Below are 20681 nucleotides of genomic sequence, written 5' to 3'. Positions count from 1 at the left end.
AAGCAGTCTCGTCTGATCCACAATCTCAAACAGCATCGGGCTGATCAGAGACACGAGCACCCACATTCTCGCGACGCATCCCGCGCCCGAGTGATGCCCGAAAGTCCCGCCCTCTTGAGAATGGAGGGCGCGAGGAAGGCCGGACCTCGGCTGAGGCCCGTGGCCCGCCTGCTAGACAAAAAAGCAGGCGGCAGTCACCACAGGTACAGCCGGACAGACCCGGCCTTCCCCACGCGATAGTTTTAACAGGCTATAGCGCGCTCTTCCTGGTGCACCGGGCTTTCTGGCCACCATCCCCAACGCGATGCCGTTAGGCATCATCGCCAGGTTGATACTAGCGTCGGAGTATCAGAACCACGCGCCTTCACCGTCCACGAGCCGACGTTCGTCCGTGCTGACAGCACTGCGCCGACCCGCGTCCACCGCTCCCCGCTGCCAACGTCCGTGACGACCGCGAACCGTCCCCTACCGTGCAACGGGATGGCGGGACTGTAATGCTGATTTGGGTGAGCGGAAAAGAGATTTATGTTTTTCAGAACCACTTGACATTGCATTTCTGATTTACAAAAAAACTACAGAGCCATATCCCAATTAAATCGATAATTCATTCGGAGCGCCATTTCGCCTGCTAGGATCGGCCGTAGAGCGGCAGACCGAGAATCAGATCATAGTTCGCGCAATACTCCGCAATGTTGTCGACCTGCTGCTCCGAAAACACCAATGGATTTCGAGTCTGCCTAATACGATCCGCCCACACTCTCTTCTGTGGGACTCCTTCACCTAGAACATCGACGAGATCAGCATAGCGCAGCTTCAGCAACATAGCCTTGATCCCGGCAGGCGAGAGGAAGCCTTCACCGATCTGCTCGCGAGACAGTCCGCTGACCGGAGCGCTTGCTCGCACCAAAAAAGCGCGCACCGCTTTGGCGCTGTAACGAACCGATATATTGACGGCAGGTGCAACAAGCATATCCCAGGCATCCTGCTTTTCGGCCGCCGACAGGCGGACCTGCAGTGCCCCAAAATGCCTTCGGGTATCGGCAAGTCTGTTTGCAAATGCGGGATGACCACGATCGAATGTACTATCGATGTAGGCACGAATGAACGGCGGAACACTGATGTTGACATCGACATCGGTAAGCGATGATAGTTTAAGCGTAAGTAAGTTCATCGCCTGGTGCACGAGGCACACATCGCGACTTAGGATGCCCGCAGCGAAACTCGTGCCGCTGGCTAGTTCGTAGCAGGCGGCATTTTCTTGACCGACTTGACTAGCGAGGTTTGCGCGTTCTTCTGCCTCAAGCTCTTCCTTTGTTTTCGGGGCGCAACCTGCCCGAGGTCCAATCGTATCGATACCAGGTGTACCAAACATGGTCATACCAGGCGGCATGGGCGATAAGAATCGAGACGAGCGCGCCCATAATTCAGTACCTGCGTAGTTCGTCGCAGCGGCAAGCAGAACGCCAGGAACCGCCCAACGATTTGTCAACCCTGGTTCCGGTCCAGAATTGCCAACTGCAAGCACAATCGGGATATTGTGACGATCGAGAATGAGCCTGAGCACGCGCTGGACAGCACGCTCTCCGCTGGCATCCTTCCCTATCAGGGAATGCGGCGGGCCGATGCTCAGATTGAGAACACCGAACTGGAAGACCTGGATATTATCGTAAAACCCGATACGATGCAGCTGTGCGATGAGGTGATAAACGACCTGAGCCTCTCGATCATCCAGCACGTCGACAAATTCGACGTCATCGTCGTCCCGCCATGCAAGCACATCGCTGCCGGTCACTTTGACGAATATCAGCCCGAACTCCGGAACAGTTTCAGACCGCCTGATGCCAAGCGACTTAATCACGCTCGCCTCTTGGCCCTGTTTGACTCCGACGATCACCACGAAGACATGGTCCGGATCATCGCTCAACCGACCAAGGGCCTCAGTTGCCAGGGTCACCCCGGCGAGCGCTGATCCGCAGCGGAGAAGAACGAAGAGGATCCCCGCGCTCCAAAGAACAAGCCTAGTTGCGCGCTTCATTTCGCGACCGCCTCGGGCGGGAATGAGATTTTGGTACGGAAACTTGCAACCGAGATACCGGTGGTCCACCAAGGCCCGTCATAGTCGACACGAATATCCGCCGTGACCAGCAAGTCCTTCGCGAGGCTCGCAATCGGACAGGCAACAACCAGCTTTAGTGGCAAGCCGCCAACCGGTTCACTATCCTGGGTCTTAACGAGCTGCCAAAAGGCGGTTCCGGATCCATAGCCAGAAATAACGTTTGGAAACTTCGGCGTATATTTGTAGACGACCGCTCCACTGATCCCTGCCGTTGCTCCCGCGTTGATCTTTGCGCCGTAAACATCCGGTTCGAACTTCAAATCGGCTCCCAGCTTCACCTCACCATTGGCCGAGATAGCCCTAGGTGTGAATTCGGTCTTTGGGAAGACGTCGATCACCAACGGCTGCTTGTCCATCGATCCGAGGCCAATGAAAGCCAACGACACATTGACGCGTTGCGCCGTCAATCCGGATTTCGGTGCGAGCGATATTTCGAGAGGCACAACAAAGAAGCGATGCGAAGTCTTCCAGGCATCCAGTAAGGGCTTATTCTCGGGTGTCTCAGAGATGGGGTACGCAAGGCTCTGATCCGGATAGTGGATGGCGCCGGAAGCATCACCACTTGCTCCAAGCAGGCCCGAGCTGGCGGCACTTCGAACATCTGTCGCGAGCAGGAGGGCCACACTCTTATCGGCTGCATAGGCTGGCACCGTCGTCAGCAGGCTTACAAATAGCGCCAGAGTTCCCGTATCAGTTTGCAGCATGTGTCCTCTCCAGCCTTAGCAATCTTTGCAAAGCGCATTGAGTAGCACCAAACCACTGAACGGAGCCGCGGCTCCGTCCCGGGAGGCAGCCTAACTCACCGACTTAGGAAGTAGTGAAATTTCTCCAATCATAAACCTATAGTAGAGACTAGCCAAGCACCATCTCGCTTCGAAAGACCGCACGCAGCATCGCCCTCCGAATGCAAACTTGTGCGCTTTTGATGCGCCTCTTGGATGCTAAGAATCTATCTTTCGCGTTTGCTGGAGCTTGACTGGCCAGGTCCGCGCAAGATCGCGGCTACAGCACGCAGCGGTAGCCCTGCGGCGGATTAGAACCGCCGATTCAAAGAATAATTGCGCGCGCGTGCGACATCGGAGAGTAACGAATTTGCGATGCACAAGATGACCTCTAGAGGCAGCACCCGACGTTCATCAACGAAAGACGATGGCGGATTACACTCCGCAAACCCGCCCTACTCCTCCGTCCATCACCGAAACGCCGACACCACGATCGCGCCGACGATCGCAACCGTCAGCGTGTACTTCGCCGCGTAGTACACCGTTCGGTTCCACGCCTTCACCTTGCGCGTGGCCAGATGAAACTCATACAGCTTGCCGAACACTTTGTTCAGCACGCCGACATGCTCGCCCTCGACGTTCTGCGTCGCCGAGGCCTTGACGATGTGATGGCTGACCCAGCGGTTGAGGGCGGTGAAGACGCCGTATTTCATCGGGCGCTCGACGTCGCAGAACAGAATGATGCGGTTGACGTCGGTCGCGTTCTCCGCACTATGGATGAAGGTCTCGTCGAACATGAAGGCCTCGCCGTCGCGCCAGACGCAGGGCACGCCGTCGACCAGGATGCGGCACTTGTCGGAGTTCGGCGTGACCAGGCCGAGGTGATAGCGCAGCGAGCCGGCGAAGGGGTCGCGGTGGGCGCCGAGCTTGCCGCCGGGCGGCAGCATCGCGAACATCGCGCCGTGCACGTTCGGAATCGAGTTCAACAGCTCCACCGTCTTCGGGCACAGCGTGCGCGCCGAGGGCAGGAAGTCGTCATACCATTTCAGATAGAAGCGCTTCCAGCCGCTCTTGAAGAACGAGTAGAAGCCCCAATCATTATTGGCGGCGGCGGCGCGAATAAAACCCTCGTCGAACAGGCGCACCGCCTCCTCGCGGATCTCCTGCCAACTGTCCGTCAGCTTCTTGAGCTCCGGAAACTGCTCGACCGGAATGACCGGCGTGTTCGGCACGGCCGAGCCGGCATACATCAGCACATTGTAAGGCGCGAGATAGGTGGAGTGATCGCCGAGCTGCCGGGCGAAGCGAAGCCGCTGCTTGCCGCGGAAATGGACGTAGATGGTTGCCCCGATCAGGATGTACAGCCCCACGAGCTGGGGCGCAAAAAGCTGTCTCAGCATATCCGGTTCCCATGACCCGGCCGCTCAGAGCGTAGTGCGCAGAACCACGTCGCCATCCCGGACGACGATTGAAACGGTACCTGATGCAGCCGCAAGGTCGCAGCATAGCGGGAAGCCCCGCGGGCTGCATCCCTCGGATGCAAGTTGTGAACAGAACGATCCGGTAAATTTGTTTGGGCGTGCCCTGGCTGCAACAGCCCTGGGTGGTCGTGACGCCGGAGCTCGCCAGAGCTAGCCCCTGGACATCTCCTGCAGCCCCTTGAAGGTCAGGCGCTTGGGGTCGCGGACACCGGCCTGATACATGCGCCTGATGCAGGCGGCCACGGCATCGCGATCGCAACCGGTCAGGACGACGATGGCGTCCACTGCGGTCTTCTGGGCCTCCATGGGACTCAATCCTCCTGGCGTGCGAACCCGGCCCTGCAAGCGTCCACGGTCGGGCTTAACACCGCGTTAACCGTGCACAGGGCTCGGCGTTCCATGCCTCGATTCCCGCCCGTCCCCAATACGCGAAACCGCGGATGCCGGACCGACCGCATGACGAAGGCGGCACGAGGCCGCCGCAATCACACCACGAAAAACTCGTCAGCGGACTCGACGATGTCATCGGCATGGGCGGCGAGCCGCTGCCGCGTCGGCCGCGTCGGCTGCGTGACCACGCGCCGTTCAAGCTCGGTCATGCTCGCCAGCGGGTCGACGAAGCGGACGGCGAACCCGTCGTGAAAATGCCTGACCACGCGGCCGACACAGCTGCCCACCGCCAGGGGCGTGCCGATCTCCGGCTGCAGCTCCGAGGAGACGGCGACGCCGGACACCGAGGCATCGATCACCAGGCAGGGAATGCTGCTGCCATCGGCCAGCATCAGCGCCGAATGCGGACTGTCCGGCACGTAGCGCGCATCGCGGCGCGCGTCGCGGATGGTCGGATCGCGCTGTCTCTTCTCCAGCCAGACCAGCTTCTCCGCAAGCTTGGCGCGCTCGGCGCGCGTCATCTCCAGCTCGAGCAGAAAGCCGCCATGAACCGTGTCGCTGATCTGGCCCTCGAACTTGCCGAACTCGCGGAAATAGCTGGTGAGGCGGTCGCCGATCTTGCCGACGACAGGCACGTCCAGCAAGGCGCGAAACGGCGACACGCGCGTGGTGCGACACGCGAATGACCGCAGCTTTCCTTCCGGATCGTACCAGTTCGGCAGCGTATACGATCCAACCGTCTGAATCCTGACCGCGCGCTGTTTCAGGAATCGGGCAACCGACATCCCACGCCTCCCCATGAACCAACCGAAAATGTGATGGGGCCATCGCGTGTAATGTGTCGGCAGGCGCAATCAGCTGCCGGCCTCATGGTTCTCAGGGCGATGCAACCGCATCGCCTCACCGCGCCGTGCACGGCGCTCCCGACCATCAGCCTCCTGGATCTCGTCGCAACATCTGCCCGCGTCCTCGGGCGCCCGCCAAAGGCGGGCGGCCCGAAGAGCGGAAGCGAGGTCCAGCCAACCCGCGCTGCTCTCAACATGCGATCGCCCTGCATGTCCTCCGGCTGGCGCTTGCCCCGCTTTCGCAGCAGTGCGACACGCATCTTGCAATCTTTGCGTGTATTCTTGAACGCACCATCATAAGTAGAAAGGTACCAGCCATCATGCGCGGAACCTGCGCGCATAATTGCTAAGAAAGTCTGTTTTTTGAGGTCAGATTTCCGGCCAACGGAATCGTATGTCCGACCCGTTTCCGGTTGCTGAAGATGCGATCCCGTCCGACTACGGTGGTCCGCGGATCGCGCGTCTGTACCAACAAGCTTAACGAGGCACCGCGCCGTCGCGCCGCTCGTCACGCTTGGCAACCCCTGGTTTGCCGGAGCACCGGAACCAACTACTTCCCCGCGCAGACGCGGCCAGCGTTAATCATCTAACATGCTCGACAAATTGTACGAATAGCCTGCTAACGCCGGATTCACCACTTGCGCAATCGGTGCTTTGGCCGGCCCCTGCGCCCTGCCTTGTGCAAGTTCGCTTATACCATTGCCGCTTAGTCATGAAGGACGGCACGCGCTGTTAGCTGATGATCGGCTACTCCGGCGCATGAGTTGAAAGTAGTAACGCGTATGATGACCGCACGCATCGTGGTGTTGACCATCGCTCTCGGCGCAGGCGGCGTCGCGGCCTATCTCGTCAGCACCTCGGAAAGCCAGCAGCCTGTTGCCGTCGCGCCGGTCGCGCAGCTGCCGACGGTCGAGGTGCTGGTCGCCAAGAACGACATCGGCCTGGGACAGGCGATCAAGCCCGGCGACCTCGTCTGGCAGACCTGGCCGGAAGCGGCGAGCAACATCTTCATCCGCCGCGGCGATCGTCCGGAAGCCGCGAACCAGCTCGTTGGCACCATCGCGCGCGCGCCGTTCGTGATCGGCGAGCCGATCCGCGAGCAGAAGCTGGTGAAGTCCGATGGATCGGGCTTCATGGCGGCGATCCTGCCTGCGGGCATGCGCGCGATCTCCACCGAGATATCGCCCGAAACCGGCGCCGGCGGCTTCATCCTGCCGAACGACCGCGTCGACGTCATCCTGTCGAAGCGCGACAAGAACCCGGACAAGCCTGGCGGGCCGGACTACGTCAGCTCCGAAATCATTCTCTCCAATGTGCGCGTGCTCGCGATCGACCAGGCGCCGAAGGAGAAGGAAGGCCAGAACACGGTGGTCGGCAAGACGGTCACGCTCGAGCTCAAGCCCGAGCAGGCCGAGACGCTGGCGCGCGCGCGACAGTCCGGCTCGCTGGCGCTGGCGTTGCGCAGCATCGCCGACGTGAACGCGGCCGACGGCAACAAGAACGAGACGCAGATGGCGCGACGGGGCAACGCCATCGAGATCATTCGCTACGGGATCACCAGCTCGCTCACGGCGCAGAAGTGATCGAAAGGACGGGGACCATGAGGGGTGGGTATCAGCATCGTGTGAGGACGGCGACCTGGCTCGTCCGCGCATTCTCGACCGCGGCGGCGATCGGCCTCGCGATCAATCCGGCGCTGGCGCCGGTCCACGCAGCCGAGGACCGGGACACGCCGGTCGTCTCGGTCGGCTCGTCCAAAGTGCATTATCTGTCGCTCGGAATCGGCAAGTCCGTCGTCGTCGACTTTCCGCAGGACGTGAAGGACGTACTCGTCGCCGACCCCAAGATCGCCAACGCCGTGGTGCGCTCGGCGCGGCGCGCCTACATCATCGGCGCCGCGGTCGGTCAGACCAATGTCGTGTTCTTCGACGGCGAGGGTCAGCAGGTCGCGGCCTATGACATCGCGATCAAGCGCGATCTCAACGGCGTGCGCCAGGCGCTGAGCCAGAGCATTCCCGGCGTCAAGATCGATGGCGTCGGCGACGGTGTCATCCTGACCGGCTCGGTGTCGAGCCCCGTCGAGGCGCAGCAGGCCGGTGAGATCGCAAGCAGGCTGGTCGGCGGCTCCGACAAGGTCGTCAACTCCATCGTCGTGCGCGGCCGCGACCAGGTGATGCTGAAGGTCAACGTATCCGAAGTGCGGCGCGAGATCGTCAAGCAGCTCGGCATCGATCTCAGCGCCAGCATGACCTACGGCACCGCGGTGGTGAACTTCAACAACACCAATCCGTTCACGGCCTACGGCAAGTCGCTGGTCAATGGCAACGCCCTGAACGTTTCCGGCGGCGGATTGTCGTCGGTCTCGGCGACGATGCGCGCGATGGAGACGGCGGGCGTCACCAAGACGCTGGCCGAACCGAATCTGACCGCGATATCCGGCGAATCCGCCACCTTCATCGCCGGCGGCGAATTCCCGGTTCCCGGCGGCTATAATTGCGATCCGACCACGCGGGTCTGCACCACCTCGATCACCTACAAGAAGTTCGGCATCTCGCTCAACTTCACGCCGGTCGTGCTCAGCGAAGGCCGCATCAGCCTGCGCGTCATGACCGAAGTCTCGGAACTGTCGAACGACAACGCGATCACCGTGTCCTATGCGCTGACCTCGACGTCGAGCTCGTCGGTCACGATCCCCGCGATCCGCACCCGTCGCGCCGAAACCACGCTGGAGATTCCGTCCGGCGGCTCGATGGCGATGGCCGGCCTGATCCAGAACCAGACCAAGCAGGCGATCAACGGCCTGCCCGGCGTCGACCAGCTGCCGGTGCTCGGCCAGCTGTTCCGCAGCAAGGACTACGTCAACAACGAGACCGAGCTGATGGTGCTGGTGACGCCCTATGTCGTGCGCGCCGTGGCGCAGAAGGAGCTGGCGCGTCCGGATGACGGCTTCGCGCCGGCGACGGATTCGGAATCGGCGCTGCTCGGCCGCATGAACCGGCTCTACGGCATCGCCGCAAAAGTCGACACGGCCACGGGCGAGCCGGCCGGCTTCGGCTTCATCATCGACTGAGACGGCGGGATCACGGGGACGGGGGAATGATCATGTCGAACACAAACGCAGAGAATGGCCGCCGCGCAATGCGCCGGTGTGGTGCCATCATCGGTCTCGCGCTGACGCTCGGCGCCTGCAACGCCACGACCGGCGAGGTCGTGGCGACCATTCCGGACGACTACAAGATCCGCCATCCGATCGCGGTCGAGGAAGGCCGGCAATCGATCGTCGTGTTCGTCGGCAGCGGACGTGGCGGCCTGACCTATCAGCAGCGCGCCGATGTGGCCGGGCTCGCGCGCTCCTGGCAGCGCGAAGGCACGGGCGCCATCGTCGCCGAAGTGCCTGCGGACACGCCGAACGCCCGCACCGCCGCCGACACCTATCGCGAGATCCATGCGATGCTGACGAGCGGCGGCGTGCCGTCGCGGGCCATCACGCTGCGGCATTATACGCCGGACGATCCCCGCCTGCTGGCCGCGGTGCGGTTGAGCTATCCGAAGATCGCGGCCGTCGCCGGTCCCTGCGGCCTGTGGCCCGATGATCTCGGACCCAACATCGACAATCCCAGCTACAGCAACAATCAGCACTATCACAATTTCGGCTGCGCCACGCAGCGCAACCTGGCTGCGATGATCGACAATCCCGCCGATCTCGAGCAGCCGCGCGCCGAGGTGGCGGCCTATACGCCGCGCCGCTCCGCGCTGTTCGAGAAATACCGCAAGGGCGAATCGACGGCCGTGACCTATCCGGAAGCCGAGAAGGCCAAGCTCAGCGATACAGGCAAATGATCAACGCGTCCCGTCAGAGCCAGGAGGAGACCGCCGGCCCCAGCGGCGCGGCGCTCAACGACCATATCGCGCCGGTGCCGCGCGTCTCGGTGCAGGCATTCTGCGAAACCGATCAGACCTCGGCGGCGATCCTCGCCGCCAGCCAGGACCGCCGGCTCGGCAAGGCGCATATCACGATCAAGGCGGGCGGCATGCCGCGCGCCATCGAGACCTACCATTCGCAGCCCACGCCCAACGTGATCGTGCTGGAGACGAAGCCCGGCGGCGACATCCTGGGCGGGCTCGACGATCTCGCCAGCGTCTGCGATCCCGGCACCCGCGTGGTGCTGATCGGCAACCCGGCCGACGGCGTCGCCTATCGCGAGTTGGTGCGGCGCGGCGTCAACGATTATGTGGTCGGACCGGTCGAGACCATCGACGTGATCCGCTCGATCTGCAGCCTGTTCTCGGCCTCGGAAGCGGTGATCACCGGCCGCATCATCGCCGTGATCGGCGCCAAGGGCGGCGTCGGCGCATCCACCGTCGCGCATAACGTCGCCTGGAGCATGGCGCGCGATCTGACGCTGGACTCGGTCGTCATCGACCTCGACATGGCCTTCGGCACCGCCGGGCTCGACTACAACCAGGATCCGATGCAGGGCATCGCCAATGCCGTGTTCCAGCCCGACCGGCCGGACACGGCGCTGATGGACCGCCTGCTCGCCAAATGCACCGAGCATCTCAATTTGCTCGCCGCGCCGGCGACGCTTGAGCGCGTGTATGATTTCGGCGCCGATGCGTTCGACGCGATCTTCGACACCTTGCGCATGACCCAGCAATGCATCGTGCTCGACGTGCCGCATCAATGGTCGGCCTGGACGCGGCATGCGCTGATCAATGCCGACGACATCCTGGTCGTCGCCGAGCCCGACCTCGCCAATCTGCGCAACGCCAAGAACCTGCTCGGCGTGCTCAAGGCGTCGCGGCCCAATGACCGGCCGCCGCTGTATTGCCTCAACCAGGTCGGCATGCCTCGCCGGCCGGAGATCGACCTCAAGCGCTTCGCCAAGACCGTCGAGGCCGAGCCGGTCGCGGTGATTCCGTTCGACTGCAAGCTGTTCGGCACCGCCGCCAATAACGGCCAGATGATCGCGGAGATCGCAGCGCTCAACCGCACGCCGAAGCTGTTCCTGGAGATCGCAAACCGGCTCACCGGCCGCGTCGACCCGAAGCCGCAGCGCAGCTCGCTGCTGGCGCCGATCGCCAGGCTGCTCGGGGCGAAATAGGCTCAGTCGTCGGCGCGGCTGAGCGCGCGCGCGAGTGCCTTGTCGGTCTGGCCCGCGGCGGGGCGATCGCGCCGCGTCGCCAGCTCGCGCTGGGCGACCTGCCGGCGCTCGAGAATGCGCTTCACATAAGCGACATTGGCGTTGGCCTGCGCCGGCGGCAGACCTGATCGCGCAATGCTCTCGGCCTCGCTCATGCGGCCCTGCAGCCCGACGATGACGGCGAGATTGGTCCTGACCCGCGGGCTCGCATCCGGGTTCACGCTGGCCCTGCGCAGCTGCTCCTCGGCCTTGGGCAGTTCGTTCGAAAGCGCGTAGGACAGACCGAGATTGGACAGCACCGAGGGATCGTCGGGCGCGATCTTCAGCGCCGTCGCGTAATACTGCCGGGCCTCGTCATGGCGGCCGAGCTGGTCGAGCGTGGCGCCCTGCGCCGACAGGATGCGCCAGTCGGGATCCTCGGGCGAATGCGCCCGGCTCAGCACGTCGAACGCCTGCTGGAAATTGCCGTTGTCGGCCAGCGCGCGGCCATACGCCGCCAGCAGCGCCTTGTTGCTGGGATTGGCGATCGTCGCCTGCTCCAGAACGGCGACCGCCTGCGACCGCTGGCCGGTGCCGCGCAGCGCGGTGCCGTAGCGCAGCGCCACATCGGGATCGTTCGGCGTGGCACGAAAGCGCTCGCGCAGCTGGTCGAGCTCGGCGCGCGGATCGCCGCCCGGCGCGCGCGTCTTGTCGGCGCCGCCGCCGAGCGCCCCCGTGACCTCTTGCAGATCGGTGGTCTGGCAGGCGCCGAGGCCGAGCAGCACGACGGCAAAGGACAGCGCGAACGCAGCCGGCCGCAACACAGGAGAACAACGAGAGGGCCGCATACGCATGCAACTGAACTACTTCGGGACCAGATGCCGCGCAGGCTGGCAGTTTAACCCTAAGGTCCCGTTAAGCGGTCCGTCGTTGGCGCCTCAATCGATGAATTCGGCGCCGAACTCACAGCCGATCCGCCACCGCAACCTGCACTTGCGCTGGTGATCCGGCGCAAAAATGATCGTGAATTCGGGAGGAATCTCGACGAATTCCGCGACCACCTTGACGCCGCCATCGGAAATATCAGTGATCGTGCAGTCCCGCGGCAAGGTGCCGGTGCCCCAATAGATCTTCGCAAGCCTCCGGCACAGCCGACGTTCGCTCTTGCGACGGTTCGCCAACATCAACATCTCGAGGTCTCACCCACTCAGTCGTCCATCCGGAGACATCGTTTCTAACGGGCAAAGATTTGGAACTGGCTAGCGTGAGGGCCGGGAATCCGGCGGAGCGATTTGCATTTCGTTTACCGTCTCCGCGCGCGCCTCAACGCACCGGCCGCATGAAGCCGGCAAAATACGCGGCCAGCCGTTGTACATCGTCGAGCGGCAGCACGTCGGCGACGTATTGGTCCGGACGCACGATCACCAGGCAGCCGGCGGCACGGTCGATGCCGCGCATCGCGAAGATGTCATGGCCGCCCTTGAGATCGGGGCAAAACATCTTTTCGTAGTCAATGAGGCCGTGGCGCCCTTTTCGCGGCAGCAGCAGCTCCGGCATCGCCTCGATGGCGAGATCGCGATGTCCCTGCTGGAATACCGCCCGCAGATCGATGACGGAATCGATGTCGGCGCCATCAGGCGTGTAGCGCCGCAGCGGCGACGCTGGATCGTCGCTCAGGAATCGGCACAGGCGGCGGATGGCCGCGTTCGGAGCCGTCGGATCCTCGGCGCCCGCGAAGGCGAACAGGCGGAAGCGGCCGTCCGCCTGCACGACATGCCCGAGCTGCAGCGGCTTGGCATCGCCCAACCGGATCACCGGAGCCGAATGGAAGCGCTTGCCGATGACGAAGCCGGTGGCGAGCTGCTGGAACGTGGCGTCGCCGGTGAGAACCGACGGACGATAATGCGTGGCGGTTCCCGCGGTGTAGCGGCCGTGGCGAACGAAATAATCCTGCGTCTTGGCGGCATCGGCACCGCCCTGCTTGGCGGCCGACGCCAGGATCGCAGCCCATTCGCGATCGAAGTCGATCAGCTCCTGCGCGATCGCCCGGCGCTCGGCCGAGTAGCTGTGCAGCAGCTCGGGCGCGCAGCGTCGACCCAGCACGGCTGCGAGCTTCCAGCCGAGATTGAACGTGTCCTGCATCGACACGTTCATGCCCTGTCCGGCCTTGGGGCTGTGGGTGTGGCAGGCATCGCCGGCGATGAACACGCGCGGCAGCCGCGTCGCGACCTCGGCCGTCGGCACGTCGTCGAACTTGTCGGTGATACGCTGGCCGATCTCATAGACCGACCACCACGCGACCTCCTTCACCTGCAACGTAAAGGGCGCGAGAATGCGTTGCGCCTTGGCGATCACCTCGTCGACGGTGATGTTGCGTCCCGCGACGCGCTCGCCAACCTCGAGCTTGGCAAGCTCGACATAGAGCCGGACGAGATAGCCGCCCTCGCGCGGGATCACCAGCAGGCTGCCGTCATGGGCGGACTGAATGAGCGATTTGAAGCGGATGTCGGGAAAGTCGGTGACGGCGAGCACGTCCATCACGCCCCAGGCATGATTGGCGGAATCGCCGTGCAGCTCACGGCCGATCGCCTTGCGCACCATGCTGCGGGCGCCGTCGCAGCCGACGACATAGCGCGCACGCACGGTCTCGACCTCGCCCTCATGCGCCGGATCGATGCGGTCGAAGCGGACGGTCACGCCGTGATCGCCGGCGTCCTTGGCATGATCGATCTCGAGATCGCGCAGCCGCCGCGCATAATGCGGCTCGAGCTTCGCCGCCGAGCGGCGCATGACGTCGAGGAAGAAGTCGTGCACGCGGGCCTGGTTGAGCACCACGTGCGGCATTTCCGACAGGCCGTCCTCGACGTCCTGCACGCGGCCGCTGCGGGCGATGTGCGCGCTGTTGGCGTCGTCCGGCTTCCAGAACGTGGTCTCGTTGATCCAGCAGGCTTCCTTCAGCACGCGGTCGGCGAAGCCATAGGCCTGGAACATCTCCATCGTCCGGCAGGCGATGCCGTCGGCCTGGCCCAGCAGCAGCCGGCCCGGCTTCTGCTCGACGATGCAGGTCTTGATGTCCGGGAAGGCGGAGAGCTGAGCGGCGAGATTGAGCCCGGCAGGACCGCAGCCGACGATCAGGACGTCGACCTCTGCAGGCAATGGACCGGTCGCGCCGTGGCTGGCGACACGCTCGGCGGCATCGAAGATCTCGGGATCGCCCGGCTGGAAGCCATTGAGATGAAACTGCACGTGACCACCCTCCCTCACATTCATTATTGATCAGTATGCTGATCATCAGTATGCTTGTCAAGCAAGCGTGGGGGAGAACCGGGTTGAGCGAGATGAAGGACATGCCGGGCCATCTGGCGCGCCGGTTTCAGCAGATCGCGGTGGCGGTATTCCTGGCGGAGGTCGAGGCGGCGGGCTTCGACCTGACGCCCGTGCAATACGCAGCCCTGGCGGCGATCGCCGCCAACCCGTCGATCGACCAGATCACGCTGGCCGGGCTGATCGCCTATGACCGCACCACGATCACCGGGGTGATCGATCGGCTGGCGCAGAAGGGCCTTGTCGTCCGCCAGGCGAGCGCGCGCGACCGCCGCTCGCGCGAGCTCTTGATCACCGATGAAGGGCGGCGGACGCTGGACGCGATCACGCCGGCGGTCGAGGCGGCGCAGCGGCTGATGGTGCGCGGCCTCAGCGATGCCGAGGCGCGCGAGCTGGTCCGCCTGATGCAGAAGGCGATCGCCGCCGGCAACGAGCTCAGCCGCGCGCCGTTACGCGAGGGAGCAAGCGAGCGGTGATCACGCCGCTCATGGTCCGTGGGCAGCGCCGTTCCGACGCCACATCCTCATGGTGAGGAGCGCCGCGCACCGAACACCGCGACAGCGCAGGCTCTCAATGGCGGCGCATCTCGAACCATGAGGCCGAGGTGACACGGGCCTCGTCCTTCGAGACGCCCGCCTTCGGGCGGGCTCCTCAGGATGAGGGTGGAGAGGTCGGGGCGCCGAGAGAAGCAGGTTCGACCTCAGTACGCCTGCCCCCGGCCCTCACGAATACCGCATCACGCCGTCATCGACCTTGCCGAAGCGCAGCGAGATGATGTCCAGCGCGTAGTTCTGGTACAGCCGCCACGGCCGCTTCGAGCCTTGCTTCGGCAGGTCGGCGACCGCGCGCTGCACATAGCCCGAGCTGAAGCTCAGCGACGGCAGCGGCGTGACCGAGGCGTCGTCATTATGCGGCATGCATTGGCGATAGCCGTGCCGATCCATGTAATTGAGCAGACGACAGACATATTCGCAGGTCAGGTCGCATTTCAGAGTCCAGGACGCGTTGGTGTAGCCGAGCGTGGCCGCGAGATTCGGCACGTCGGAATACATCATGCCCTTGTAGTTGAGCGCCTTGGCAAAATCGACCTTGCGGCCGTCGACCATCACCTCGATCCCGCCGAGCACCTGCAGCACCAGCCCGGTCGCGGTCACGATCACGTCGGCCTCGAGCTCGCGGCCATCCGACAGGCGCAGGCCGCGCGCGGTGAAGCTCTCGATCCCGGCCGTCACCACCGACGCCCGCTGCTCGCGGATGGTCTTGAACAGGTCGCCGTCCGGCACCAGGCAGAGCCGCTGGTCCCACGGATTGTAGCGCGGCGTGAAATGGGTGGCGATGTCGTAGTCGGGGCCGAGCGCGGCCCGCACGCCGCCCAGGATCAGCTGCTTGACACGCTGCGGCTTGCGCCGGCTGAGCTGGAAGAAATACATCCCGAACAGCACGTTGCGCCAGCGGATCAGGTGATAGGCGAGGCTGGCCGGCAGATGCCGGCGCAATTTGTTGGCGAGCGCGTCCTGCGCCGGGCGCGACACCACATAGGTCGGCGAGCGCTGCAGCATCGTCACATGCGCCGCGGTCCTGGCCATCGCCGGCACCAGGGTCACGGCGGTGGCACCGGAGCCGATCACGACGACGCGCTTGCCGGCATAATCGAGATCCTCAGGCCAGGCCTGCGGATGCACGATGCGGCCCTTGAAATCGGCCATGCCCTTGAAGTCCGGCAGATAGCCCGCCTCGTAGCGGTAATAGCCGGAACACATGAACAGGAAGCCGCAGGTGATCAGCACCGTCTCCGGTGTCCCCTGCTCGGTCCGGCGCTCGACCTCCACCGTCCAGCGCGCGTCTGCGCTCGACCACGCAGCGCGGCGGACGCGATGATGAAAGCGGATGTGGCGGTCGATGCCGTTCTCGGTCGCGGTGTCCTTGACATAGTTCAGGATCTGCGGCCCGTCGGCGATCGCCTTCGGATCCGTCCACGGCTTGAACGAATAGCCGAGCGTGTACATGTCGCTGTCGGAGCGGATGCCGGGATAGCGGAACAGGTCCCAGGTGCCGCCGATCGCACCGCGGCCTTCCAGGATGGCGAAGCGCTTGCCCGGACATTTGTGCTGCAGGTGATAGGCAGCGGCGATGCCGGACAGTCCGGCGCCGACGATCAGCACGTCGACATGCTCTGTTGACATGAGGCGGTCCTGGCGTTCCCTGGTCCAGCGTCTTGCGCCGGTGGCGGACAGTCGCAACCCTGCCTGTTCCTGTCAAATCGTGCGCGCGTTCGCATTCGATCAACCCTCCTGCTCTATCAACAGGATCATCCTCAGACGGATCTCGTGATGAACGACCTCGCCCCGCAGCACGAAACGCCCGGCAACGACGTCAGCCGGGACCGCGGGAGCGCGCAGGCGCAGCGCATCGCCCTGGGGTTCACCCTCGCCGCCATCGGGCTGGCGGGATGGTCGCTCTTCCCCAGCTTTCCGGCCGGGCAGCTGATCGCGGTCGTGACCGTCATTCCGCTGCTGGCACTGATCCTCACGCTGCGCTTTCCCGGCCGGTTCCGCATCGGTCTCGGCGCGGGCTACGCGGCGGCCAATCTCGGCACCGGCTGCATCGTGGCCGCCGGCACGCTCGCCGCGCGCACGCTGTCGGACATCAACCTCGTCAGCTGGCTGCCGCTCACGGCCTTCGCGATCGCGGTCGCGATCATCTTCCTGATCGTCGCCGCACGGTTCGAAACCCAGCTGCGCCGGCGCGGCTGGCGGCTGCTGCTCGCGGCGCTGTTCGTCGGCGCCTATGCGTTCGGCGCGCTCGGCCAGTTCAACACCGCGCTCGACCGCTCGGCCCCGGCGCTGCTGCGCAGCCGGGTGCTCGCCAAGCATCTCGGCCATAGCAGGCTCGCCACCTACCAGGTGACGCTGGAGCCCTGGGGGCCGTTCGCCAGGCCCTCGGAGGCCCATGTGCCGCAGGCGCTGTACGAGCAACTGCAGCCCGGCGACACCGTGTGCCTGGGTCTGCGCGACGGGGCGTTTCGGATGGCGTGGTTCGGCGTGGCGGCGTGCCGGTGAGGGCGGCAGGCACATTGCACGGACGAACGACGCTGCGTAGAATTCGTAGCCCGCATGAGCGCAGCGACATGCGGGGTCTCACGCGATTTCGGTGAACCCGGATGTCGCTGCGCTCGTCCGGGCCACGGCGGCAAATCGTTTCGCATGACGGACTTTCTTCCGCGCCCCTTCTCCGTCGACCATCCCGAGGTCCTGGCGCTCGACGTCGCGACGCTGGACGCGCGCCCCGGCGCCGTGCTGCTAGCGCGGTCACCATTCTATCCGGGCGGCGGTGGCCAATTGCCGGACCGCGGCACGATCGCCTGGAATGGCATCGTGCGCGAAGTGGTGGGCTTCGAGGTGACGGCTGACGGCCTCTGGCACCTGATCGGGGACGACGCCATTCCCGACGGGATGATCGAGCTGCGCGTCGACCAAGCCTTCCGCCAGCGGATGTGCGAACAGCACACGGTGGCGCATCTCGTCAATAGCGCCGTCTACACGCTGTTCGACGGCGCATTGCTAACCGGCGTCCGCATGACCGAAACCGACGAATTCAGCGTCGACTTCGATCTGCCGAAGGTGGCGCCAGAGCAGCTGCGCGCCGTCCAGGATGCCGTCAACACCGCAATCGCCGACGATCGTCCGGTGCGCACCTTCGACATGGATTACGACACTGCACAGGCCACCGCCGGCCTGTTCCGCGCCAAATCCGTCGCCCCGCCGCGCCAAGCCGACGGCCTGATCCGCATCGTCGACATCGACGGTCTCGACCGCCAGGCCTGCGGCGGCACGCACCTGGCGTCGACCGCGCGGGCGCGGCGGATTCGCATTCTGAAGGTCGACAACAAGGGCCGGCAGAACCGGCGGCTTCGAATCGGGATGCTGGACGCGTAGACGCGTCGCGCATCGGCTCGCGACGCGGAGCCCGGATGAGCGCAGCGACATCCGGGTCTCACGCGCCGTCACGCTGAACCCGGATATCGCTGAGCTCATCCGGGCGACGGCCCCAGCCTCAGCTCTCCGGCCGATGGACGACGACATCGAATCCCTCCTCGGGCGCGGGCGCCACCAAGTAGAAGGTGAACAGATCGAACGCCTCGTCCGTCACAGTGAACCCATGCCGTCCCTCCGCATTGCGCGCGCGCAGCCGCACCTTGCAGATCTCGTCGGGCACGCCGAGGTGATGAAGCTGGTGCCGCACGCGGCATTGCAAGCGAAGTAATCCAGTCCAGCCGCAGATCGACAGAAGCGCTGCCGAAGCCGTCGTGGGGTCAGCCGCCCGCCTGCTGACGTGCAGCAGCGTGGGAGCGAGACCTAACGTCGCGGATCCGATGATCGTCGTCGCGACCGTTGTTTTATAGGCCCGACACAAATTTGGAAAAGCTCTAAGAGCGATTCCAGCGGCCGCTCCGTTGACACATTCGGCCGGTTGCCGTCTTCCCTGATCCCACGATGCATCGTGTTTGAATTTGCTCATTGGAGGGATTGATGAGACTGACCACCGCCGCCGTGCTCGGCGCCGCACTTGCCGGATTCGCCTTCTCGCCGGCCCTGGCCGACGGCTACAAGGATTGCACCAAGCTCGACAAGGCGTCATGGAAGCCGGCGGCCGAGGCGGAAGCCAAGGCGAAGGCGCTGGGCTATGAGGTGCGCCGCTCCAAGGTCGAGGGCACCTGCTACGAAGTCTACGGCGTCAAGGAAGGCAAGCTGTACGAGCTGTTCTACAGCCCGGAGGATCTCAGCCTGAAGCACACGATCGCCAAGTAAGCTTCCAGATCCCCGGCAGACGGCGTGCAGCACCGCTGCACGCCGTGACGCAACGGCCATGCACGGCACAGCTCCGAGATCCACCGTGAAAGACCCGGACCCGGCCGAGACCGTGCTGGTCTGGGATCTGCCGTTGCGCCTATGGCATTGGCTGCTGGCTGTGCTGGTGCTCGTTGCCTGGGTGACGCCGAACGTCCATGACGAGCTGCATCGGCTGGCCGGCTATGCGATCCTCGGGCTGCTCGCCTTCCGCCTGATCTGGGGCCTGATCGGCACGCGTCATTCACGCTTTCGCAGCCTCCGTGCCCGGCTGCGCGCCACGCCGGCCTATCTGTGGAATCTGCGGCGCGGCAGGACCGGCCGCTATCTCGGCCTGAACCCGGCCGGCACGGCCATGCAGCTTGCGCTGCTACTGCTCCTCATCGTCTCGGCCGTATCAGGCGCGATGCAGGTCACCGTACGCTTCTTCGGTATCTGGTGGGTCGAGGACACCCACGAGGTGACGTCGTATATCTTGATCCCGCTTGTCGTCCTACACGTCGCCGGCGTCGTGCTGGTCAGCCGGCTGCAGCGCGAGAATCTCGCGCGCGCCATGCTCACCGGGCGCAAGCTGCTGCGGCGGAGCATTCATGGCGCGCCGGTGTCGAGCCCGAAAGCGGGCTCATAAGCGACACCCGGAACTCACAATCCCGCATCGTTGCGCACAAGCCACAGTTCCCGCAAAAGCTGCTGACGACACGCGCTGCGTTATTGCGCCCCGCCGCCAAGCGCCGAACAATCGCAGGTATCGGATGCCTGACCGCGCCTGTTCGCAGGGGCCTGGATTTTAGGAGACCGGATGATGAGCTCGCCGTCGGTTGTCACGCGTGCGTTGTATCGGTCCGTCGTCCTTGCAGCTTCCATCGCGGCGTGGCCCGCTTGGGCCGCCGAGATCGAGGCGGCGACGCCGCCCGTCGTCACCGAGCCGGTGGCAAGCTCGGCGCAGCCGCCGGCCGCAGACGCCGCGCTCACCACGGCCTCCATCGCGCCCTCGGCCAATCTGCCTGCCGACGAGTTGGCCGCGCCCAAGGCGGCTGACGATGCGCCCAAGCCCACCGTGGCCAGCGCCGACCGCATCGAGATCCTCGACGAATGCCTCGACATCGACGCCTGTATCGACCGCTATTTGTGGGCGCTGTATGAGCGCGCGCCGAAGCTCGACAAGATCAAGGAGACCGAGCGGCGCATTGTCACGGTCAAGCGCAAGGGCCGCATGGTCAAGGTGACGCGCAGCTTCACCAGGCTGGTCGACAACGACTTTACCTGGAAGGATCCGAAGGCCGCCGAGCGTGTCGGCCTCAGCATGAAGGACTACGTGATCGGCGGCATGGACCGCAGCTTCAAGCTGAAGCTGTTTCACACCTTGCATGCCGCCGAAGCCGCCGGGCTCGCACCTGGCATCACCAGCGCGTTCCGCGACGACTACCGCCAGGAGATCGCCAGCGGGCTGAAAGCCGCCACCAACCGCTCCTATCACGGCGGCAGCCTCCGCGGCGGCTATGGCCACGGCCTCGCCGCCGACATCGTCAGCGTCAATGGCGCGACGCGCGCGCAGCGCTGGGTGGCGACGGAGCAGCTGTGGAAATGGGTCGACGCCAACGGCAAGAGTTTTGGCGTCGGCCGCCCCTATCTCGATCGCGACCCGCCGCATGTCGGACCTGTCGACGGCCAGGAATATGCCAAGCACCGCGCGCCGGCCGTGAAGGTCGCGGCGGCGGAGACCAAGAAGCACAAGCGGATCGCCGCGCGGCCGGAGCATCATGCGGCGAAGCGTGCGAAGGCCGTGCGCGCCTCGGCCCTGGCGTCGCGGCGGACGGGGTGATCATCTCGTCG

At 64.5% G+C, this 20681-nt stretch carries 20 protein-coding genes; 10 read left to right on the top strand and 10 right to left on the bottom strand.

The genetic code is table 11. The annotated features are described in order from the left end of the window. Positions 1 to 628: 628 nt before the first annotated feature. From HL671_RS26395 to HL671_RS26375, 5 genes are all read right to left on the bottom strand, one after another. Entirely contained in the window at positions 629 to 1924 is a 1296-nt protein-coding gene (locus tag HL671_RS26395; RefSeq protein ID WP_172240129.1) for a S8/S53 family peptidase, read from the bottom strand. Positions 1925 to 2031: 107 nt separating this feature from the next. Beyond that, positions 2032 to 2820 (bottom strand): hypothetical protein, encoded by a 789-nt coding sequence (locus tag HL671_RS26390; RefSeq protein ID WP_172240126.1) that lies wholly within the window; start codon positions 2818 to 2820, stop codon positions 2032 to 2034. Between the two features lie 488 nt (positions 2821 to 3308). Beyond that, positions 3309 to 4238: an aspartyl/asparaginyl beta-hydroxylase domain-containing protein gene (locus HL671_RS26385; RefSeq protein ID WP_172240123.1), complete on the bottom strand. Its 930-nt coding sequence runs from the start codon at positions 4236 to 4238 to the stop codon at positions 3309 to 3311. 231 nt (positions 4239 to 4469) lie between these two features. Further along, positions 4470 to 4625 (bottom strand): hypothetical protein, encoded by a 156-nt coding sequence (locus HL671_RS26380; RefSeq protein WP_172240120.1) that lies wholly within the window; start codon positions 4623 to 4625, stop codon positions 4470 to 4472. Positions 4626 to 4804: 179 nt separating this feature from the next. Continuing rightward, the gene (locus HL671_RS26375) at positions 4805 to 5494 is read right to left on the bottom strand and encodes a PilZ domain-containing protein (protein ID WP_172240117.1); all 690 of its coding nucleotides are present in this window, start codon (positions 5492 to 5494) and stop codon (positions 4805 to 4807) included. A gap of 842 nt (positions 5495 to 6336) precedes the next feature. Between HL671_RS26375 and cpaB the strand changes: the two genes are divergently transcribed. The 4 genes from cpaB to HL671_RS26355 are packed head-to-tail and all read left to right on the top strand — an operon-like array spanning position 6337 to position 10659. Beyond that, on the top strand, positions 6337 to 7137 hold the full coding sequence (gene cpaB, locus HL671_RS26370) for a Flp pilus assembly protein CpaB (protein ID WP_012045595.1): 801 nt from the start codon (positions 6337 to 6339) through the stop codon (positions 7135 to 7137). A gap of 17 nt (positions 7138 to 7154) precedes the next feature. Beyond that, the gene (locus HL671_RS26365; RefSeq protein ID WP_012045596.1) at positions 7155 to 8624 is read left to right on the top strand and encodes a type II and III secretion system protein family protein; all 1470 of its coding nucleotides are present in this window, start codon (positions 7155 to 7157) and stop codon (positions 8622 to 8624) included. A 32-nt stretch (positions 8625 to 8656) separates the two neighbouring features. Continuing rightward, a complete protein-coding gene (locus HL671_RS26360; protein ID WP_172240114.1) occupies positions 8657 to 9394 on the top strand; it encodes a CpaD family pilus assembly protein in 738 nt (245 codons plus the stop codon). Further along, a complete protein-coding gene (locus HL671_RS26355; RefSeq protein WP_172240111.1) occupies positions 9391 to 10659 on the top strand; it encodes a CpaE/TadZ family protein in 1269 nt (422 codons plus the stop codon). Before HL671_RS26360 ends, HL671_RS26355 begins: the two co-directional genes overlap by 4 nt. A gap of 2 nt (positions 10660 to 10661) precedes the next feature. On the opposite strand, the gene HL671_RS26350 is transcribed toward HL671_RS26355, so the two are convergent. The 3 genes from HL671_RS26350 to HL671_RS26340 all read right to left on the bottom strand — a co-directional run bounded on the left by HL671_RS26350 (position 10662) and on the right by HL671_RS26340 (position 13923). Next, the gene (locus HL671_RS26350; RefSeq protein ID WP_172240108.1) at positions 10662 to 11531 is read right to left on the bottom strand and encodes a tetratricopeptide repeat protein; all 870 of its coding nucleotides are present in this window, start codon (positions 11529 to 11531) and stop codon (positions 10662 to 10664) included. Between the two features lie 84 nt (positions 11532 to 11615). Then, the gene (locus HL671_RS26345; protein WP_041751628.1) at positions 11616 to 11861 is read right to left on the bottom strand and encodes a PilZ domain-containing protein; all 246 of its coding nucleotides are present in this window, start codon (positions 11859 to 11861) and stop codon (positions 11616 to 11618) included. Positions 11862 to 12000: 139 nt separating this feature from the next. Beyond that, complete coding sequence (locus tag HL671_RS26340; RefSeq protein ID WP_172240105.1) at positions 12001 to 13923, bottom strand: FAD-binding monooxygenase; 1923 nt, start codon at positions 13921 to 13923, stop codon at positions 12001 to 12003. 101 nt (positions 13924 to 14024) lie between these two features. On the opposite strand from HL671_RS26340, the gene HL671_RS26335 reads away from it, so the two are divergent. Further along, a complete protein-coding gene (locus HL671_RS26335) occupies positions 14025 to 14477 on the top strand; it encodes a MarR family winged helix-turn-helix transcriptional regulator (protein ID WP_012045602.1) in 453 nt (150 codons plus the stop codon). A 246-nt stretch (positions 14478 to 14723) separates the two neighbouring features. On the opposite strand, the gene HL671_RS26330 is transcribed toward HL671_RS26335, so the two are convergent. After that, positions 14724 to 16235 (bottom strand): flavin-containing monooxygenase, encoded by a 1512-nt coding sequence (locus HL671_RS26330; protein WP_283813099.1) that lies wholly within the window; start codon positions 16233 to 16235, stop codon positions 14724 to 14726. A 96-nt stretch (positions 16236 to 16331) separates the two neighbouring features. Here HL671_RS26330 and HL671_RS26325 point away from each other — a divergent pair, with 96 nt between their 5' ends. Continuing rightward, positions 16332 to 17060, top strand: coding sequence for a hypothetical protein (locus HL671_RS26325; protein ID WP_172240099.1), 729 nt, complete (start codon positions 16332 to 16334; stop codon positions 17058 to 17060). A gap of 144 nt (positions 17061 to 17204) precedes the next feature. Beyond that, positions 17205 to 17936 carry an alanyl-tRNA editing protein gene (locus HL671_RS26320; protein ID WP_172240095.1) on the top strand — a complete coding sequence of 244 codons (732 nt, stop codon included), beginning with the start codon at positions 17205 to 17207 and terminating at the stop codon, positions 17934 to 17936. A gap of 118 nt (positions 17937 to 18054) precedes the next feature. Here HL671_RS26320 and HL671_RS38500 read toward each other — a convergent pair whose 3' ends face one another. Next, entirely contained in the window at positions 18055 to 18519 is a 465-nt protein-coding gene (locus HL671_RS38500; protein ID WP_246579529.1) for an ATP-binding protein, read from the bottom strand. Positions 18520 to 18530: 11 nt separating this feature from the next. Here HL671_RS38500 and HL671_RS26310 point away from each other — a divergent pair, with 11 nt between their 5' ends. From HL671_RS26310 to HL671_RS26300, 3 genes are all read left to right on the top strand, one after another. Further along, complete coding sequence (locus HL671_RS26310; protein WP_012045607.1) at positions 18531 to 18809, top strand: PepSY domain-containing protein; 279 nt, start codon at positions 18531 to 18533, stop codon at positions 18807 to 18809. 58 nt (positions 18810 to 18867) lie between these two features. Beyond that, positions 18868 to 19476, top strand: coding sequence for a cytochrome b/b6 domain-containing protein (locus HL671_RS26305; RefSeq protein WP_172240092.1), 609 nt, complete (start codon positions 18868 to 18870; stop codon positions 19474 to 19476). A 171-nt stretch (positions 19477 to 19647) separates the two neighbouring features. Then, positions 19648 to 20670 carry a M15 family metallopeptidase domain-containing protein gene (locus tag HL671_RS26300; protein ID WP_172240089.1) on the top strand — a complete coding sequence of 341 codons (1023 nt, stop codon included), beginning with the start codon at positions 19648 to 19650 and terminating at the stop codon, positions 20668 to 20670. Positions 20671 to 20681: the final 11 nt, after the last annotated feature.

Origin of the sequence: Bradyrhizobium denitrificans, assembly GCF_013179005.1 — a bacterium.
GTDB lineage: Bacteria > Pseudomonadota > Alphaproteobacteria > Rhizobiales > Xanthobacteraceae > Bradyrhizobium > Bradyrhizobium denitrificans.
The sequence above is the reverse complement of the archived record's forward strand: the minus strand, read 5'-3'. Positions and strand labels throughout refer to the sequence as shown.

Excerpts from the sequence above, each read along its gene's own strand:
- HL671_RS26365 (WP_012045596.1), top strand. The coding sequence starts at position 7,155 with ATGAGGGGTGGGTATCAGCATCGTGTGAGGACGGCGACCTGGCTCGTC.
- HL671_RS26355 (WP_172240111.1), top strand. The coding sequence starts at position 9,391 with ATGATCAACGCGTCCCGTCAGAGCCAGGAGGAGACCGCCGGCCCCAGC.
- HL671_RS26310 (WP_012045607.1), top strand. The coding sequence starts at position 18,531 with ATGAGACTGACCACCGCCGCCGTGCTCGGCGCCGCACTTGCCGGATTC.
- HL671_RS26350 (WP_172240108.1), bottom strand. The coding sequence starts at position 11,531 with ATGCGTATGCGGCCCTCTCGTTGTTCTCCTGTGTTGCGGCCGGCTGCG.
- HL671_RS26325 (WP_172240099.1), top strand. The coding sequence starts at position 16,332 with ATGAACGACCTCGCCCCGCAGCACGAAACGCCCGGCAACGACGTCAGC.
- HL671_RS26320 (WP_172240095.1), top strand. The coding sequence starts at position 17,205 with ATGACGGACTTTCTTCCGCGCCCCTTCTCCGTCGACCATCCCGAGGTC.
- HL671_RS26300 (WP_172240089.1), top strand. The coding sequence starts at position 19,648 with ATGATGAGCTCGCCGTCGGTTGTCACGCGTGCGTTGTATCGGTCCGTC.
- HL671_RS26390 (WP_172240126.1), bottom strand. The coding sequence starts at position 2,820 with ATGCTGCAAACTGATACGGGAACTCTGGCGCTATTTGTAAGCCTGCTG.
- HL671_RS26380 (WP_172240120.1), bottom strand. The coding sequence starts at position 4,625 with ATGGAGGCCCAGAAGACCGCAGTGGACGCCATCGTCGTCCTGACCGGT.
- HL671_RS26360 (WP_172240114.1), top strand. The coding sequence starts at position 8,657 with ATGTCGAACACAAACGCAGAGAATGGCCGCCGCGCAATGCGCCGGTGT.
- HL671_RS26335 (WP_012045602.1), top strand. The coding sequence starts at position 14,025 with ATGCCGGGCCATCTGGCGCGCCGGTTTCAGCAGATCGCGGTGGCGGTA.
- HL671_RS26375 (WP_172240117.1), bottom strand. The coding sequence starts at position 5,494 with ATGTCGGTTGCCCGATTCCTGAAACAGCGCGCGGTCAGGATTCAGACG.
- HL671_RS38500 (WP_246579529.1), bottom strand. The coding sequence starts at position 18,519 with ATGAGCAAATTCAAACACGATGCATCGTGGGATCAGGGAAGACGGCAA.
- cpaB (WP_012045595.1), top strand. The coding sequence starts at position 6,337 with ATGATGACCGCACGCATCGTGGTGTTGACCATCGCTCTCGGCGCAGGC.
- HL671_RS26305 (WP_172240092.1), top strand. The coding sequence starts at position 18,868 with ATGCACGGCACAGCTCCGAGATCCACCGTGAAAGACCCGGACCCGGCC.
- HL671_RS26345 (WP_041751628.1), bottom strand. The coding sequence starts at position 11,861 with ATGTTGGCGAACCGTCGCAAGAGCGAACGTCGGCTGTGCCGGAGGCTT.
- HL671_RS26385 (WP_172240123.1), bottom strand. The coding sequence starts at position 4,238 with ATGCTGAGACAGCTTTTTGCGCCCCAGCTCGTGGGGCTGTACATCCTG.